At 42.0% G+C, this 16,215-nt stretch carries 17 protein-coding genes; 7 read left to right on the top strand and 10 right to left on the bottom strand.

Going from position 1 to position 16,215, the window contains the following annotated elements; all coding sequences use genetic code 11:
- Window positions 1-14: 14 nt before the first annotated feature.
- Both purD and MmiEs2_RS04045 read right to left on the bottom strand, forming a co-directional pair.
- Window positions 15-1,355, bottom strand: coding sequence for a phosphoribosylamine--glycine ligase (purD, locus tag MmiEs2_RS04050; RefSeq protein ID WP_316560145.1), 1,341 nt, complete (start codon window positions 1,353-1,355; stop codon window positions 15-17).
- A gap of 270 nt (window positions 1,356-1,625) precedes the next feature.
- Entirely contained in the window at window positions 1,626-1,898 is a 273-nt protein-coding gene (locus MmiEs2_RS04045) for a ribbon-helix-helix domain-containing protein (RefSeq protein WP_316560144.1), read from the bottom strand.
- A 233-nt stretch (window positions 1,899-2,131) separates the two neighbouring features.
- On the opposite strand from MmiEs2_RS04045, the gene MmiEs2_RS04040 reads away from it, so the two are divergent.
- From MmiEs2_RS04040 to MmiEs2_RS04030, 3 genes are all read left to right on the top strand, one after another.
- Window positions 2,132-2,665 carry an Rrf2 family transcriptional regulator gene (locus MmiEs2_RS04040; protein WP_316560143.1) on the top strand — a complete coding sequence of 178 codons (534 nt, stop codon included), beginning with the start codon at window positions 2,132-2,134 and terminating at the stop codon, window positions 2,663-2,665.
- A gap of 220 nt (window positions 2,666-2,885) precedes the next feature.
- A complete protein-coding gene (locus tag MmiEs2_RS04035) occupies window positions 2,886-3,422 on the top strand; it encodes a flavodoxin family protein (RefSeq protein WP_316560142.1) in 537 nt (178 codons plus the stop codon).
- A gap of 441 nt (window positions 3,423-3,863) precedes the next feature.
- Window positions 3,864-4,907 (top strand): NAD(P)-dependent alcohol dehydrogenase, encoded by a 1,044-nt coding sequence (locus MmiEs2_RS04030; RefSeq protein ID WP_316560141.1) that lies wholly within the window; start codon window positions 3,864-3,866, stop codon window positions 4,905-4,907.
- 112 nt (window positions 4,908-5,019) lie between these two features.
- On the opposite strand, the gene MmiEs2_RS04025 is transcribed toward MmiEs2_RS04030, so the two are convergent.
- The 5 genes from MmiEs2_RS04025 to thiD all read right to left on the bottom strand — a co-directional run bounded on the left by MmiEs2_RS04025 (window position 5,020) and on the right by thiD (window position 10,783).
- Window positions 5,020-5,598 (bottom strand): XTP/dITP diphosphatase, encoded by a 579-nt coding sequence (locus tag MmiEs2_RS04025; protein ID WP_316560140.1) that lies wholly within the window; start codon window positions 5,596-5,598, stop codon window positions 5,020-5,022.
- Between the two features lie 77 nt (window positions 5,599-5,675).
- Window positions 5,676-7,397, bottom strand: coding sequence for a bifunctional N(6)-L-threonylcarbamoyladenine synthase/serine/threonine protein kinase (locus MmiEs2_RS04020; RefSeq protein ID WP_316560139.1), 1,722 nt, complete (start codon window positions 7,395-7,397; stop codon window positions 5,676-5,678).
- An 89-nt stretch (window positions 7,398-7,486) separates the two neighbouring features.
- Complete coding sequence (locus MmiEs2_RS04015; protein WP_316560138.1) at window positions 7,487-8,371, bottom strand: Abi family protein; 885 nt, start codon at window positions 8,369-8,371, stop codon at window positions 7,487-7,489.
- A 267-nt stretch (window positions 8,372-8,638) separates the two neighbouring features.
- Entirely contained in the window at window positions 8,639-9,040 is a 402-nt protein-coding gene (locus tag MmiEs2_RS04010) for a hypothetical protein (RefSeq protein ID WP_316560137.1), read from the bottom strand.
- 261 nt (window positions 9,041-9,301) lie between these two features.
- On the bottom strand, window positions 9,302-10,783 hold the full coding sequence (gene thiD / locus MmiEs2_RS04005) for a bifunctional hydroxymethylpyrimidine kinase/phosphomethylpyrimidine kinase (RefSeq protein ID WP_316560136.1): 1,482 nt from the start codon (window positions 10,781-10,783) through the stop codon (window positions 9,302-9,304).
- Between the two features lie 322 nt (window positions 10,784-11,105).
- On the opposite strand from thiD, the gene MmiEs2_RS04000 reads away from it, so the two are divergent.
- The 4 genes from MmiEs2_RS04000 to purF all read left to right on the top strand — a co-directional run bounded on the left by MmiEs2_RS04000 (window position 11,106) and on the right by purF (window position 14,398).
- Window positions 11,106-11,324 carry an LSm family protein gene (locus MmiEs2_RS04000; protein WP_316560135.1) on the top strand — a complete coding sequence of 73 codons (219 nt, stop codon included), beginning with the start codon at window positions 11,106-11,108 and terminating at the stop codon, window positions 11,322-11,324.
- 206 nt (window positions 11,325-11,530) lie between these two features.
- Window positions 11,531-11,710, top strand: a complete 180-nt coding sequence (locus tag MmiEs2_RS03995) for a 50S ribosomal protein L37e (protein WP_316560134.1) — start codon at window positions 11,531-11,533, stop codon at window positions 11,708-11,710.
- Window positions 11,711-12,002: 292 nt separating this feature from the next.
- Window positions 12,003-12,527, top strand: a complete 525-nt coding sequence (locus MmiEs2_RS03990) for a type III toxin-antitoxin system ToxN/AbiQ family toxin (RefSeq protein WP_316560133.1) — start codon at window positions 12,003-12,005, stop codon at window positions 12,525-12,527.
- 422 nt (window positions 12,528-12,949) lie between these two features.
- Entirely contained in the window at window positions 12,950-14,398 is a 1,449-nt protein-coding gene (gene purF / locus MmiEs2_RS03985) for an amidophosphoribosyltransferase (RefSeq protein ID WP_316560132.1), read from the top strand.
- Between the two features lie 142 nt (window positions 14,399-14,540).
- On the opposite strand, the gene MmiEs2_RS03980 is transcribed toward purF, so the two are convergent.
- From MmiEs2_RS03980 to MmiEs2_RS03970, 3 genes are read right to left on the bottom strand one after another with little or no spacing between them, the layout of a single operon-like run.
- A complete protein-coding gene (locus tag MmiEs2_RS03980; protein ID WP_316560131.1) occupies window positions 14,541-15,551 on the bottom strand; it encodes a HipA domain-containing protein in 1,011 nt (336 codons plus the stop codon).
- 22 nt (window positions 15,552-15,573) lie between these two features.
- Complete coding sequence (locus tag MmiEs2_RS03975) at window positions 15,574-15,924, bottom strand: HipA N-terminal domain-containing protein (protein ID WP_316560130.1); 351 nt, start codon at window positions 15,922-15,924, stop codon at window positions 15,574-15,576.
- A gap of 2 nt (window positions 15,925-15,926) precedes the next feature.
- Complete coding sequence (locus MmiEs2_RS03970; RefSeq protein WP_316560129.1) at window positions 15,927-16,145, bottom strand: type II toxin-antitoxin system Y4mF family antitoxin; 219 nt, start codon at window positions 16,143-16,145, stop codon at window positions 15,927-15,929.
- Window positions 16,146-16,215 lie beyond the last annotated feature (70 nt).

Here is a 16,215-nt window from a genome sequence, read left to right as displayed (position 1 = left end):
TTTATTTATTCAAATTAATTTTGATTTAATTCGTTCATGTGATCGATTCTTTTTTGAACCAAATCAGCTGTTCCGATATCTCTTCTGAAAAACAAATCGCCTTTGACCTGATTGTCAAGCGCGTCCTGGGAAATCTTTTCGGCATCGGCAATGGAGTCCGCAAGGCCGACAACGCCGATTGAGCGCGAACCGGTCGTGTAAATTTTCCCGTCTTTTTCATAAACGCTGGAATAATAAATGATTAAATCCGAGTTCGGTCCGGTTGCCGCATCTGCAATCGCGCCGCTTGCCAAAACCGTCACTTCCGAATCCTTTTTCGGATCGTCGGGATAGCCAGCCGGAACCGCGTATTTGCAAACCGTCGCCTTCTTTGAAAACTCAACGCTGAGTTTGTCCAATGTTCCTTCGGTAACCGCTTTCATAATTTCAACCATGTCGGTTTCAAGTAAAGAAAGCACGTTCATCGCTTCGGGATCGCCGAAACGCGCGTTGTATTCAATCAATTTCGGGCCGCGCTTTGTTAAAATGAATTGGCCGTAAAGGATTCCTTTAAATTCTTCGCCGGTTTCTTTCGGGAAAGCCGCAACGGTTTCCTTCATGATTCTTTTGGCGGTTTCGTATTCTTCGGGTTTGAGGAACGGTAAAAGCGCGCCTGCGTTGGTGTACGCGCCCATGCCGCCCGTGTTGGGACCGACGTCGCCTTCGTAAGCGCGTTTGTGATCCTGCGCGGTCGGGCAAAACGCCAAATTCTTGCCGTCGACAAACGCCTGAAGCGTGAATTCTTCGCCGATGAAACGCTCTTCGATGACGACGCTGTCGCCTTTTAAAACTTCTTTTGTGTATTCTTTTGCGGCGGCGATGTCGGGGAGCTGGTCGCCCATCACTTTTACGCCTTTGCCGCCGGTTAAGCCGGCCGGTTTGACAGCCACGTCTTTGAGCTTGTCAATAAATTCGGCAGCGGCTTCATAATCCGTAAAAACGGCGTATTCGGGATTTCCGTCAATGCCGTGTTTTTCAATGAATTTGCGCGCCCACGCTTTATCGGTTTCGATTCGGGCGCAGTCTTTTTTCGGGCCGACAGCCGGAATTCCGGCATTCCAAAGCGCGTCGGAAACACCCGCTGAAAGCGGCGCTTCGGGGCCGATGAAAGCCATGTCAATGCCGTTTTCCTTGGCGAAAGCCGCGATTGCGGCAGCGTCTTTTTCATCGCCGATTAAAACATCTTCACAGAGCGTTGCGATTCCCGGATTCTTTTTAGACATTACCGTGTAAAGAAGCGGTTTTTGAGGGCTTCTTTTAACGGCTGACGCGATTGCGTGTTCACGGCCGCCGCCGCCGACTAATAAAATTTTCATTCGAGTTCCTCGTAAATTTAAAAAAATGTCATGAATCAATAAATTTCAATCAAAACAGACATAGAATAAACATTAAAATTTAAATGAAATTTAAACAAGAATTTTCAATAAATTCAATTCATAAATAAATTCATAGATGGTGTGATTTAAAATAAACGGCGGACAAAGTGTCCGATAAATTGAGAATTGAATAAATCTTTTTTATCTATTTAAGATTACCGACTCAATCTGATATTTGAAAAAAACAGCGTGTGGAGATTGATAATTCGGTCAGGTTTTCTTTTCTTTGCTGAAATTCATTTCCGCCGCTTTTTCGCGAATAATGCTTCGAATCACTTCGATTTCATCTTCCGTAAAAACGCCGGATTCAAATTTCGGCAAACTGTCGTCGTATTTTTTCAATAAATCCGAAACCGCCTGATTAATAAAATCTGAAACGCTGGCAAATTCACCCGCTTCGACAAGCTGATCAATTCTCTTCTTATAAGTCGGACTGACCGTGCCGCTGATAATAGGTTTCTTGCGCGTGTACTCTTTTGCCATTATTTATGAAATCATTGATGGGATAATTAAATCTGATTAAAACAGTTGTTCTACAATTGTATAATCAACAAACTTATGGAATTGAATTTAATAAAAGTAAATTCTATCGAAATCATTGAATCGAATCAGCCGACGTTTTAAACAATCGCTTTATAAAGAATAACTTAATAACAATCGGAACATATTGAAGATTAAAATTTAATTCAAAAAACAAAATTTAAAGGAGGCGGAAAATGAAGATTTCAAGCAGATTCAGCATTGCGGTTCATATTGTTTTGACAATCGCGATTCTTGAAAACAAACAAAAGATGACATCCGATTTCTTGGCTTCCTGCATTTCCGTCAATCCCGTCGTTATTCGCCGCATTTTGGGACAGCTTAAAAAAGCGAATTTGGTTGATGTCAAAGCCGGCGAAGGCGGCGCGTTTCTGATTAAAGATCCGGCGGAATTAACGCTTTTCGATATTTTTCAGGCGGTTGAAGTGATTGAAGATATTTCTTTATTCAATTCTCACAAACAGCCGGAAACCTGCTGTCCGGTGGACTGCGCGGGCTGTCCGAGAACGGCGGGCTGCGAATCCGAGCCGTCGGACTGCTTGGCGGCATCCGGCCCCGGCGCGGTGTGCGCTCTTCCGTCCGGCGACAGCGCAACATGCTGCTATATTCATCATAAAATTGAAAACCATTTGCTGTCGGCACAGGCGGCAATGGAAAATTCTCTTAAAGAGACGACGATTCAACAAATCATTTCGGAATTGTCTTCTTAATTCTTTTTTAAAAATCTTGAATCAACAGGATTCGAATGCTTTTTTAATTTCGATAAATACAAAGGATTAAATAATAAAACCGATTTAATTACAGTGTTGTAACTAAAACAGTTACAACGAAAAACGGCTTAAAAACGGTCTTTCAAGTTTGAATATAACATTTAATGTCAATTTTGTAAAAAAACATTTTATGTAAAAATAAATCACATTGGTGTGGATTATGAAAATTATCGGAATTACAGCAAGCCCTCACGAGAAAGGAAATACAGCAACTCTTGTTCAGAAAGCCCTTGAAGATGCCGCCGCCAAAGGCGCGGAAACCGAACACATTGATTTGGCGAAATTAACCATCAATCCCTGCAAAGGATGCAATTATTGTAAAGCGCACGACACATGCGTTCAAAAAGATGATTTTGCCGGCGTCATGGAAAAATTTGTCGCAGCAGACGGCATTTTAATGGGAAGTCCCGTTTATTTCTTTGACATCACCGCGCAGGAAAAAGTTTTCATCGACAGACTTTACGCTTGCGTCGACGGTCAATACAATTCCAGAATTCCGGCCGGAAAGAAAATGGGATTCGTTTATTCTCAAAATACGCCTGACAGAGACGCTTTCGCGGTCAATTTGGATAAATACAACCAGGTTGCCGGAATGCTCGGCATTGAGCCGGTCGGAAAATTCGTATCCGTCGGCAGCGTTTCTGAAAATCCGTCCGAAATCGACGGCGCGATTGCAATCGCGGAGAAATTATTGTAATTTTTCATTTTCATTTTTTTTAATTTTTCATTTTCAATTGAAAAACCCGTTTCCGATTTTTTTCGGAAACCATTCTTTTTTTCCGACTTCCTTTATAACCCTTTTTCTTAGAATTTTCAAATGTTTTTAATGAAAATTCATGAAAGATTCGCCCGTTTTTTAAAATTTAAAAAATTTTCAAGTAACGCAATCGGATTCTTAGTTGTTTTTGGAGATTTTTGTAAAACGTATTCGGGAGGTTTGTCGGGTTGTGTCGTATATTCAAAATCAAATAATGTTCGCAAGATAACTGTTTAGTTTGAATATATCATATTTGTTCATGAACAATCCGAAAAATATAAATAACACCGAATATTCGTCGAAAACGCAGGTCTGGAAAATCTGCGAGAGAATTAAGTGAATTAAATTTAAAGGAGAGTGTTAAATTTGAGAGGATTTGCCATGCTTGGCATCGGAAAAGTCGGTTGGATTGAGAAGGACGCCCCCGTCGCAGGCCCGTATGATGCGATTGTCAAGCCGCTGGCTGTCGCGCCGTGCACTTCTGACATTCACACGGTCTGGGAAGGCGCGCTCGGTGACCGCAAAGATTTGATTTTGGGTCATGAAGCCGTCGGTGAAGTTGTCGAAGTCGGCACCGAAGTCAAAGATTTCAAACCCGGCGACAGGGTCATTGTTCCGGCAATTACGCCTGACTGGAGATCCGAAGCCGTTCAGCAAGGATTCCAGCAGCATTCCGGCGGTATGCTTGCCGGCTGGAAGTTTTCAAACTTTAAAGACGGTGTTTTCGCTGAAGAATTCCACGTCAACGACGCCGATATGAATCTGGCGCATATGCCCAAAGGCATGTCTTTGGAGCAGGCCGTTATGCTTCCCGACATGGCGCCGACAGGCATTCAGGGCGCGGAACTCGCACGCATTAAGCCCGGAGAAACCGTTGCCGTCATCGGAATCGGTCCGGTCGGATTGATGTCCGTTGCGGGCGCCGCCATTTTGGGTGCCGGCAGATTGTTTGCCGTCGGCAACCGTCAGGTTTGCGCCGACTTGGCAACAGAATACGGCGCAACCGATATCATTGATTACAAGAAAGGCGACATCGTCGAGCAAATTTTAAAAGCCACGAACGGCAGAGGCGTTGATGCGGCAATCGTTGCCGGCGGCTCTTCCGATTCGCTCGGTCAGGCGATTGAAATTACACGCCCCGGCGGAACGATTTCAAATGTCAATTATTTCGGATCCGGCGACACGATTCCGATTCCGCGTTTGGCGTGGGGCAACGGAATGTCTCACAAAGACATCCGTGGGGGATTGGTTGCCGGCGGCCGTCTGAAAATGGAACAGATGGTCGACCTTGCTGTTTACAACCGCATTCAGCCTGAAAAGATGGTCACTCACGTCTTTGACGGTTTTGAAAACATGGAGAAGGCGCTTCTTTTGATGAAAGAAAAGCCCAAGGACCTGATTAAGCCGGTTGTATTGCTCGAATGAGTGAAAAACCGTAAAACATTTTAAAAACGAAATTCCCCAAAGTTAAACCCCGTAAAAGAAGAAAATAATGCCGTCTGTTTACCATTTCAGGCGGCGTTGTTTTTGATTATTTTTAAAAAGAAACGGTTTTGACCCATTCGATAAATTTATCCAGCGCGCGTCTTCTGTGCGAAATCGTGTTTTTGAATTCGATGCCGAGTTCGCCAAACGTTTTGCCATTGTAATCGAAAATCGGATCAAACCCGAATCCGCCGTCGCCGCGCTCTTCATGCGCGATTTTGCCGTCAACCGTTCCGGCAAACGTAATCGGTTCTTTTCCGGGCTCGCAGAACGCGATTACGGTTTTGAAATACGCGTCGCGGTTTGTTTCATTTTCCATGAGTTTTAAAACACGCGGATTGCCGAGATGATCTTCAACAAAACGGGAATAGGGTCCCGGAAATCCGTTTAAGGCTTTGATGAAAATGCCGGAATCGTCAACCAAAACGGGAATCTGCAAATCTTCCGCGGCCGCTTTTGCGGATGCCGCGGCAATCGGCTCCAAATCATCGGCTTGAATTTCGGGATAATCGCCTTTGTTTTGAATTGCGGTAATTCCGACCGATGCCAATATTTCTTCAATTTCCGCGAATTTGCCGGCGTTTCCCGTCACAAACACGATTTTTTCATAAGCCGATTTCGATTTTTCCATTTTCTGCTTCTCCGTTCTTGTTATTTTTGTATTTCTTCGCTTTTTATTCTTCGTTTTTTTCATTTTTATTTTATTTTTTATTTTCCTTCAATATATCGGCCGCGCATTTTGATTTCTTCGGCGCGTTTTAAAATGCTGTCGGCTTCTTTGTAACTTTTCCGATAACCGGCGGCGAATAAGTCTTTTAATTTTTCGGGATTTTTATGAGAACTGTCAAAAGTTTGGAATAAAACGTGAATGTCAACGCCTTTTGCCTCGACGCTGTTTTCCGAAAACGATAAGCCGAAGTCGATGAGATATAACTTTGCATCCGAATCGGGCGTCTGTTTGTAAATCATGTTTGACGTCGTCAAATCGCCGTGAATGATGTTGTTCGCGTGAAGTTTCCCGATTGTTTTTCCGACTTCTTCCGCGATTGTTTCATTTTCATCAATCACGAATTTGAGCGGCAGACCTTGAATTTGTTCCATTTTAATCGCGTAATCGGAAACGCCGTAAATGACGGGGACAGTTATGCCGCAGCGGCGCGCTTCGGTCAGCATTCTAACTTCCGTTCGCGTTCTTTCTTTTCTCAGCTTGGAATCAATTTGAGGCAGGCGGTAATTCTTTTGAATGCGTTCTTTGACAACCATTTCCGGTTGGTTTTGGTCGTTTGCCGCAACTCCGAATTCTTTTTCAAATCCGTAAGATTTGAGCTCGGCGTGAACGACAGCTTCCGCGCCGTTTTGCATTTTCTTGATTTCTTCTGCGCGGTTTTTTTGTTTTTCTTCTTTCCACGAAACTTTCACTTCGTCGGGACGGAATCCGGCGTCAACATACGATTCTTCAACGCTGAGCGTGTCGCCCGCTTTAAACATCAAAAGACCGGTGTACGCAATCATCGCGCCATTGTCGCCCATAAATTTCTTTTCGGGAACGAAAAACTTCGCGCCGCGGTCGGCGCACATTTGTTCCAGCATTTCGCGAATGCGGCTGTTTGCGCCGACGCCGCCTGCCAGCAAAACCTCATTCTTGCCGGTATGGGCAAGCGCGCGCTCGGTGACTTCAACCGCCATCGCAAATGCGGTTTCCTGATAGGAATAACAAACGTTTGCCAAAGTTTCGTCAATATTGTTCTTGTTCGGATTCGATTTTTCTTTCAGCGCGCGCGTCGCGGCGGTCGAAAGTCCGGAGAAGAAAAAGTCCATGCCTTTGACGGTGTAGGGCAATTCAATATATTCGGTCGCCTCTTTTGCATATTTTTCAACGAGCGGGCCGCCGGGATGCGGCAGTCCGGCGGATCTTGCGAATTTGTCAAGCGAATTGCCGAGCCCGATGTCCAGCGTTTCGCCGAAAACGCGATACGCGCCGATTCCGGGCTCGTTTTCTTCGTACGCCAAAACTTGAGAGTTCGCGCCGCTCACGTAAAGCGTAATCGGATCGGTCGCATCCGTTTTCCAAAGACCGACTTCGATGTGCGCGACGCAATGATTCACGCCGACGAGCGGTTTTTCGAGCATCAACGAAACCATGCGTGCCGCCGTTCCGACGATTCGAAGACACGGGCCGAGCCCGGGACCCTTTGAAAAAGCGACGGCATCAATATCGGATCTGGAATACCCTTTTTCTTCAAAGGCACGGAAAAGCTCGTCAATCACTTCGCCGACATGCGCCGCGTGGTGCTGCGCCGCCTCGCGCGGATGGATGCCGCCGGCTGCGGGCTTGTAAGTGCGCGTCGATTCGGCGATGACATCGTCTTCGTTGACGATTGCCGCGCTTAAATTCCAGGCGGTTCCTTCGATTCCGAGAATGATTGTCACAGAAATTAACTCCGGTTTACAGGATTTTACAAATACAAAGGTTGATAAATGAATAATTTTCAATCATTGAAAATGGGCAATATTTTAAATTATTGCCAAAACAATTCATTTTTCCAATCTGTTGGAAATCCCATTAATTTGAAATTAACAGAGGGATGCAAATTTAATAAGTTTTTCAAATCCTTTTTAAAATTATTTTGCGGTTCGATTTCATTTAATAAATACAGAATACAGCAAATTGATGAATAAATATTGTCATTCGAAATATCGATATTTTGAATATATGCTGAAGGTAATTTCTTTGGCAATATTATCTTTTTGAGTTCTCTGTTCCATAAACGACCATGATGTGCGCAAATGTTTCGGATTAGACTTATTCGATGCATCCAGTTTTCCAATATGCGGGTTGATTGTGCTCCGTAATGATTTACAATATTCATTTTGCATTCATCCGCTTTTAAGTTTTCAAACATCTTAGAAAGTTCCCCAAAACTGATTATTTCAAGAGAAACCCAACAATCAATATTCAAATTCGGATTTTTTGTTCGGTGGTGAATTATAAATTCTTCCCGACTTCGATTGACTTCTAAATTCAACTTTTTTATAAATTCAGCATGAACAATCTTATTTTTAAAATAAATGTCATTCAAATGCCATTGTTCTCCATATTTGTTGGCATATTGGTAAATTATTTGGTTCCTGAATGAAATTTCGATTTTTTCAACAGCATTAAAAATTAAAGATCTTAAATCACTATCAAAATTATAAATTTCCAACAAATCTTCAAAATAAACTTTGCCGCAAAAAGGTTTATTCAACAATTTTGTGTTTTGAAACGGAATCATATAACCTTTTAATCTGTAATAATTATTGTTCAGCAAAAAGTGTCTTGATGTTTTTTCATTTTTAAAAACAAGTCCTTTCTCTTTCAAATTATTTATTTGATCATAAATTGAGAAAGGTTCAGCCATCATATCACCTAAATAATATTAGGAAAATAAAAAGACCTGCCAAGTGTGCATCAACTTGTCTAAACATCTTTTAAATCAATGAGTCGACAATAATTGCTGATTAAGCATGGCAGGGATGATTAAGCTTACTTCTTTTCAAAAGTATAAATATGTTTTTAAATATTTTCGCATTCAATAGAATGTGTCTGAAATAAAATTCAAATAATGAAAAAACACGAAATAATATTATATTACCGGTTTTATCATGATTCAATATCGAAATCAAAAACCTTAGTTCTTGGTTTTATAATCCCATCTGATTTCGGAAATATTCGGATCTTCGCTTTCGAATCTTTCCGTGTGCCATTTGTTTTCTCTTGATGAAATCTTCAATGTGCGGACTTCTCCCGTGCCGTCTTTGAATGAAATTTCAACTTCTTCGAATTCTTCGGGGCAATGGCCGTAGACGAGGAAAACGTAGTCGCGGACAATTCCTTCATCTCTTTGGAGGTGAATGTGGCGGATGCCGGGAATGGTAAATTCAAGCGTCGTGTCTTCGTTGATGGTGACGGCGGATTCGTTGTCGCGGTCTTTGTCCACAGATAACATTCCTGTAATTCTGCTTTCGGCGAGTTCTTTTTTAAACGGACATTCTTTGTTGAAATATCTGTCTTCATTTTTCTTATCAAGCATAGTTCTCTCTCCTGTTTTTGTTTTTAATTTGTTTTTAGTTTGTTTTTAATTTGTTTTTCGCATTAGGTTTTTGAAAAATCAATGCTTATTTTAAAATATATTCGTTTAATTATATATTGTTTTTCAAATATATATTTTGCAGAGTTTATTGGGATTGAAATTAAAAAATGAGATATAAAAAATCAACAAAAATAATAATTCTGAATGAAAATAAAAGAGTCGAAAAACAAATCTTTGTTTTTCCGATTTCATTCCACAATTTCATTTCTGTTTCCGAATGCCGTCGCAAATCATCAAAACTTTATTCGCAACGTCAATCGCATCCGTTCCGAAAACAAAAACGGCGCCTTCTCTGTCTTCTCCGCCGGTTTCATAAATGATGTCGGGGACGATTTCGCCGTTTTCAAAAATCGCGGAAATGATTCCGAAATCTTTCGTTTCATCGCATTTCGGCGGTTCGGCGGCGCGGTTATTCGCGCAAGCCGAAAATCCGGATTGGTCGCAGTGGGAAACTGTTTTTTCCGCGTATTTCAAACGGATGCAGGCGCGAACCGTTTCATCAAAATCTTGCGCGGATTTGAGGATTTTCGCCAAAGGATCCGCGCCGAAAATCGGATTGCCGAGAAAAGCGGCGGAGAAGGACACGCCGGTTTTGTCCTTGACTTTATGAATCCCGCCGGAAAAGGCGGCCGCCGCTGAATTAAACGAACCGAAACCGTCGGCGCCGATGATTTTATCCGTTTTGTCGGCGGCCGGATTTTGCAGGTGCGGCAAAATTCCGGAAGCGTAATATTCCGGATAAATCGAATCCTTGAAAATGTCTGAAAGCGTCATCGAAATATTTGTTCCCGATTCCGGAATCAATTGCGGAAAAACGTCGTCGTTTTTGAGCAATTCTCGCGCCGCCGATATATTCTCAATGACTGCGGCGCGCTGTGAGAAAACAGCGCGCGCGCCGCCCGGATTCACCGGCGCAACGCCCGATCCGATATTTTCCGAAAACAAAATCGCGTCAACGACAAATTTCTTCGCGAACTCGCAGGCCTGCGCGAACTCAAAGCCGCGCGCCAAATAAGAGACGAGCGCCGATGAATAAGTGCATCCCGTCCCATGCGTTCCGCCTTTGACAAACGTTCCGGAAAGCGTTGTAAATTCCCGATTTATCGAATCATAAACAATATCTTTCGCATCCAAATGGCCGCCCGTGACAATCACGTATTTGACCCCGGTTTCCGCGATTTTGACAGCCGCAGCCTTCGCATCCTCTTTATTTTTAATTTTCATGCCGGACAAAACCTCCGCCTCAAAAATGTTAGGCGTGACCGCGTAAGAGACAGGCAGCAGCGCGCTTGCCATCATCTCGACGGCATCTTTTCTGAGAAGCTCGCCGCCGGCCTCGGCCGCCATCACAGGATCGACAACCAAAGACAAATTGTATTCCCGAACCTTTTCGGCAACAAACGCAACAATTTCCGGCGACGAAAGCATTCCGGATTTCGCGAAAACAATCTCCAAATCCGAGCAAACGGAATCCATTTGTTTTCCGATATGCTCCGTCGGAATATCAAAAACCGCCTGAACGCCGGTCGTATTTTGAGACGTGACAGACGCGATGACACAGGCGCCGTGAACCCCGAGCGCGGAAAACGTTTTCAAGTCCGCTTCAATTCCCGCGCCGCCGCCCGAATCACTCCCGGCAATCGTCATCACGCATTTCTTTTTCGTTTGATTTGTTTTTTTCAAAAAATTCACTTCCGGAAAAATTATTCACTTATTTAATGTTTTTCTATAAATTCAACCGTTTTATAAATAAATCATTTGAATTTATTACAATCCACCGTCAAATTCGCCGAGATTTTTATAATTCCTTTATCAGTCGAATTTTAATCGTTTCAAAACAGATATGTTTAAATATCATAATTCAGTTCTTAAACAAATTACAGTCTCCGTTCTCTTCGGACACGGCCTGACTGATAAAAAAGGTGGCAATCCCCTGATTTACACGGGATTATTAATTTATGAAGCGCGAATTTCGCGCGACAATGCAACAAAACAGGTAATACTTATGACGAACAGACCTCTTGACATTTTAAATGAGGCTTTAAACAAGCCGGTTATTGCGCGCCTGAAAGGCGGTCGTGAATTCAGAGGAGAATTGAAAGGCTACGACATTCACATGAATCTCGTCCTCGACAATGCGGAAGAATTAAAAGATGGCGTCAGCGTCAGAAAATATTCCAGTCTTGTTGTCAGAGGGGACAACATTGTTTACGTCTCCCCCTGATTATTCCGATTGATTTAAAGTATCGGCTCAGCCGATCTTTTTTATTCAATTTTACTGAAACAATAATATTCTTATTGACGGCATTTTTGATTATTATTAATCATCAAACCGCCGTTTTTCAGCCGATGATTTTATATCATTCATTTCGTTTATCAATTTCAAATCATACATTATTTAATTGACATATTTAAAAAGGTGAAGAAGCAATGGTTAAAGGCACGCCCTCAATGGGTCAGAGACAAAAACGCACACATATGAAATGCAGAAGATGCGGCAGCACATCTTTTAACATCCACACAAAACAGTGTGTCGCATGCGGTTTCGGAAAATCCGCAAAAATCAGAGACTACAAATGGGTCAGAAAATCCAAATTAAACGGTGACTAAGTTCATCGTTTTTTCTTTTCTATTTTAAAAAAATCGAAACATATATTTACGTTCATTTCCTATTTTTCTGTAAGTAGAGATTTAATCTCTATTCAGCGGTGTACTCTACCAATGGAATCTTTCCAAAAAGTGAGAATGGAAAAAGTGGTGTACTCTACCAAGGGATTTTCCCGAAAGTGAGAATGGAAAAAGTGGTGTACTCTACCAAGGGATTTTCCCGAAAGTGAGAATTAAAAACGGAGGTGAATTTTTCACCTCCTTATTATTTTTATTAACTGTTTTTAGGGATTTTATGCAGAATAACGGCTTATCATTTTTTACGGTTGATTCGGATTATCGTAATTATTTAAGTTCACATGATTTTCGTGTTCCTCAAAAATCTTCCCGTCCGTTTACAGGCATCGTTTTTACAGTAAACGGTTATTGTTATTATGCAAGTTTAGCTTCTCCGAAACCAAAACACGTTTCAATGAATAATTCTGTTGATTTTATCAAAATTGACGAAGGAAACCTCGGTGTTATTAATCTGAATACGATGATTCCTGTTCCTCCGTCTTTATTGTATGATTTAAACCCGGTCGCTATGTCGACGAGCACGCCGGAAGATCTTCAATACAAAAATTTGATTCAGGATCAATTGTCATGGATTAATCAGTCGCATAATAAATCCGTCATTTTGAAAAATGCAACACGCCTTTATTATTTAATTATCAAAAATAAAGCAAAACCAAAATTAAAGTCGAGATGCTGTGATTTCGTAAAACTTGAACAAAAATGTTTGGATTATTGCGGTCAAAAAAAGATTGACTTTTATTGAATTATTCCAATTTGTCATTTTATTCTTATTTTATTTTCAATCTTTACGGTTTTCGTTTTTTGAATTTTTCTGTTTTTATTTTTGAATGGTTTTTGAAACTCATGACAATTTCCGCTTCAATTGTCCGTTTTTTAATATGAACATTAATGAAAATTAACTTAAAATATAACTACGAATTATTCTTTTTTGTTAACATTATTCATCTGTGTTCATTCAGCATTGATCTGCCGTTTTTCTCTGAAAAAATTGTAAAATCGGCAGAGCTGTTTGACATATTATTCCAATCTTTTGTCCCGTGATTTTTCACTGAAATTTGGAAAAAGCTATTGTTTTTAACCGCTAATTATTTCATAATCGTTGAGTTAAAATAATTTAATCATAAACAGTATTAAAATTCAAACTTAAAAATCGGGTGATTCATTTTGAAAGAAGAATGTGGTGTTGCCGGTGTCATCATTCATGACCCTGCGCCGCCGACAAATATTGTTGCTTTTAAACTTTATTACGCGCTTTACGCGCTGCAGCATCGCGGTCAGGATTCAACCGGCATTGTTGTTTTTGACGGAACAAAACCGAGATCTATTAAACGCATGGGCTTGGTTTCCGAAGCGTATTCTCGCGACACGCTTCAAGATATTGTCGGCTATGTCGGCGTCGGCCATGTCCGAAACGCAACTTACGGCACCCAATCCATTGAAAACTGCCAGCCTTTCGTTTTAAATTTCAAGGGCGGTGTCATCGCGATTTCTCATAACGGTAATTTAGTCAACAGCGCAGAACTCAAAGACGAGCTTGAGTCCGAAGGACGCATTTTTACAACTGCTCTCGATGCCGAAATCATCGGCCTTCTTTTGGTGAAAGAACTCTTGAAATTAGAACCTGTTGACGCGATTCGCGCGGTCATGCGGCGCATCATCGGCTCTTATGCGCTCACGATTATGATTAACGGCGATCTTTACGCCGTCCGCGACCCGATTGGCAACAAACCGATTTGTTACGGCGAAATCGAAGGCGGTTACGCCGCGGTTTCCGAAAGTGTTGCGCTTGACACGATTAAAGGAAAACTCATCCGCGACCTCAAGCCCGGCGAAATTATGATTTTCAAGAAAACCGGCGAAGTCGAAAGCATCATGACAACCGATGACAATTTCGCGGCCCATTGCGTTTTTGAATATATTTATCTCGCGCGCCCGGATTCAATCATCGACGGCCAGCTCGTTTACGCCGCGCGTGAAAGAATCGGAAACGAACTCGCACGCGAACACCCGGCAGACGCCGACATCGTCTCTCCCGTCCCCGACTCCGGAATCGCAGCCGCCATCGGCTACTCCCGCGAATCCGAAATCAAATATTTAGAAGGCCTGATGAAAAACAGATACATCGGCCGAACTTTCATTCTCCCGCATCAGGAAATGCGTGAAATGGCCGTCCGCTTGAAAATGAATACAATCGGCGAAAATCTCAAAGACAGAAGCGTTGTTCTCGTTGATGACAGCGTTGTCCGCGGCACGACGTCACGCAGAATCGTTGACATGATTAAAGATGCCGGCGCCAAAGAAGTGCACCTGCGCGTTGCAAGCCCGCCGATTATCGCGCCCTGCTACCTCGGCATTGACATGCCGACTCGCGCCGAGCTGATTGCAACGCACAAGACGATTGACGGCATCTGCGCCGCTGTCAACGCCGATACAATCGGCTACCTCAGCGCAGACGGCCTCGTCAAAGCAATCGGCATCGACAAAAGCAGACTCTGCCTCGGCTGTATCAACGAACTCTATCCCGTCCCGATTCCGGGCGAAAAATGCTATTGCGACAAGCAAAGCAAAATGGATGATTTCGTACCGGTTGAGGAAGAAAAAAAAGTTGAATGATTTAATTTATTTGTCCTTTCATTATGAAAGGGCTTCTTTTATTTTTTCAAAAACGACTCATAAATCTTATTTAATTTTGAAAAATGGTGCGGCTCGCGCGCGAGAGGCGGCGCGCAAACGGCAAAACAAGTTTCATGATTGATTAAATCAAATCTAATTTTTTTGCTCTTTCATGAACGAGCGCTTTGTATTTTTCTTTCATTTCATCGGGCAGGAAGCTTTTGTCGATGAAATCGAACCAAAGAGGAACTGTTTTTTTAAAATTTTTGAAAATGGATTGAAGCCGTGTTTGGTCCATTTTCATAGTGTCAACCATTTTTTCAAAATCTGTTTTTTCAATTTTTCGCTTCTTTCCGTTGAGCATAAGCGCCGTTTCTTCAAGATCTTCGGGAATAGCCAATTTTGTTGCCAGCATATCGTATGCCGGAGAAAGTCTGTATTCTTTCGTTTCGGTTTTAATCAACGAAAAGTTTTTCAAATGCATATCGGCATTTCCGGTCAGCCAGCAAAAAATAAGCTGTTCGCAAAAGCTGATGGTGTCTAAATTCGGTTTTTGAGAATGCTGCTGAATGACTTTTTGAATCTGTTCGTAAGAGCCTTTGTATTTGTGTTCCGTCATTCTTTCGGTCAGCTGGCACATGTCTTCCATGTAATATTTATTTCCTTGACTGTCACGGTCAATTCTTTTCGTAATGTAGCATAATTCACCGTCTGAAAACCGAATGAGGGAATGCGGAACAACTTTAATGTGTGAAAGTTCGGCCAAATGCATTGTTAAATCTTCAAGCTCCGGTAAATTTGGGTAATGGTCTGATTGCGGTTTTAAAATATATCTTCCCCACAAACCGACAATCGTGAATCTGGATGCTTTTTTTGAAGCGAGGCTGAAACTTCCGGTCTTTTCATTTTTTACATTCTTTTCTTTTAAAAGGTCTAATGAAAGCTTCGGCTGAACGCCTGTTACCGCCGTTTGAGAGCGAATGACATCCAACGCCAATTCATCAATCCGGTTGCGCGTGTATGGCAAAATCGGCGGAACAGCGGTTCCGAATATTTTTTTAGAACACGCGGTATGGTAATCCGAATTTTCATCGGCATCGCTCAGTTCTTTATAGCAGTATAAGCATTTCCGCGCTTCTTGCATTTGGTTCATCTCCTCTCTTTTATTTCATTTTTTAATTTTCATTTTCTTCATTATTCGTTTCTTCACTTTCAATCGGAATAACGCTGACAGCACCGATACAATCTCGGCAACAAGCCAAAAGCAATGACATGCGATCACGACCTGATATTTTCCAATTGTTTTCGGCGACATCTAAGAGCCAGCCTTCCGGAATCAAACCATCAAAAAATGAGAATAATCGATCACTTTTATACGATATTTCTTGAAGCGGCAATGTTAAGCTGACGGGTTCGGCATTTTCGTTTTGAAGATATTTTTCATAATATTGGAAGAAAAAACCTTCCTCATTTTCTGTCAGAATTCCGGCCGGGAATTCAAACATTAAAATTTCGGCTTGTTTCATTCTCATTCCTCATTCAACGGGATAACGCCGAGTTCGCTGCTGAACAAAAACAAGACTTGATTGACTTTGTCCATCCGAAGCGTTTCTTTTCCTTGTTCCAGTTCCCGAATAAAACGAAGACCAACGCCTGCTTTTTTTGATAATTCGACTTGTGTTAAATCCGCTTTTTTGCGTTCGATTTTTACGTATTCGGAAAGTGTTAAATGTTTTTCTTTATTCATGATTATACCCTATCAGGTTTCAAATATTTATATTTATACCCCTTTGGGTTTAATTTGTATGGTTTTATAC

It is taken from the genome of Methanimicrococcus stummii, assembly GCF_032594435.1.
Classification (GTDB): Archaea; Halobacteriota; Methanosarcinia; order Methanosarcinales; family Methanosarcinaceae; genus Methanimicrococcus; species Methanimicrococcus stummii.
Note: the sequence above shows the minus strand (reverse complement) of the source record. Positions and strands in the feature narration are given on the sequence as shown.

Bases quoted from the DNA above. Each gene is read 5' to 3' on its own strand.
- purD (WP_316560145.1), bottom strand. From the start codon at position 1,355: ATGAAAATTTTATTAGTCGGCGGCGGCGGCCGTGAACACGCAATCGCG.
- MmiEs2_RS04045 (WP_316560144.1), bottom strand. From the start codon at position 1,898: ATGGCAAAAGAGTACACGCGCAAGAAACCTATTATCAGCGGCACGGTC.
- MmiEs2_RS04040 (WP_316560143.1), top strand. From the start codon at position 2,132: ATGAAGATTTCAAGCAGATTCAGCATTGCGGTTCATATTGTTTTGACA.
- MmiEs2_RS04035 (WP_316560142.1), top strand. From the start codon at position 2,886: ATGAAAATTATCGGAATTACAGCAAGCCCTCACGAGAAAGGAAATACA.
- MmiEs2_RS04030 (WP_316560141.1), top strand. From the start codon at position 3,864: ATGCTTGGCATCGGAAAAGTCGGTTGGATTGAGAAGGACGCCCCCGTC.
- MmiEs2_RS04025 (WP_316560140.1), bottom strand. From the start codon at position 5,598: ATGGAAAAATCGAAATCGGCTTATGAAAAAATCGTGTTTGTGACGGGA.
- MmiEs2_RS04015 (WP_316560138.1), bottom strand. From the start codon at position 8,371: ATGATGGCTGAACCTTTCTCAATTTATGATCAAATAAATAATTTGAAA.
- MmiEs2_RS04010 (WP_316560137.1), bottom strand. From the start codon at position 9,040: ATGCTTGATAAGAAAAATGAAGACAGATATTTCAACAAAGAATGTCCG.
- MmiEs2_RS04000 (WP_316560135.1), top strand. From the start codon at position 11,106: ATGACGAACAGACCTCTTGACATTTTAAATGAGGCTTTAAACAAGCCG.
- MmiEs2_RS03995 (WP_316560134.1), top strand. From the start codon at position 11,531: ATGGTTAAAGGCACGCCCTCAATGGGTCAGAGACAAAAACGCACACAT.
- MmiEs2_RS03990 (WP_316560133.1), top strand. From the start codon at position 12,003: ATGCAGAATAACGGCTTATCATTTTTTACGGTTGATTCGGATTATCGT.
- MmiEs2_RS03980 (WP_316560131.1), bottom strand. From the start codon at position 15,551: ATGAACCAAATGCAAGAAGCGCGGAAATGCTTATACTGCTATAAAGAA.
- MmiEs2_RS03975 (WP_316560130.1), bottom strand. From the start codon at position 15,924: ATGAAACAAGCCGAAATTTTAATGTTTGAATTCCCGGCCGGAATTCTG.
- MmiEs2_RS03970 (WP_316560129.1), bottom strand. From the start codon at position 16,145: ATGAATAAAGAAAAACATTTAACACTTTCCGAATACGTAAAAATCGAA.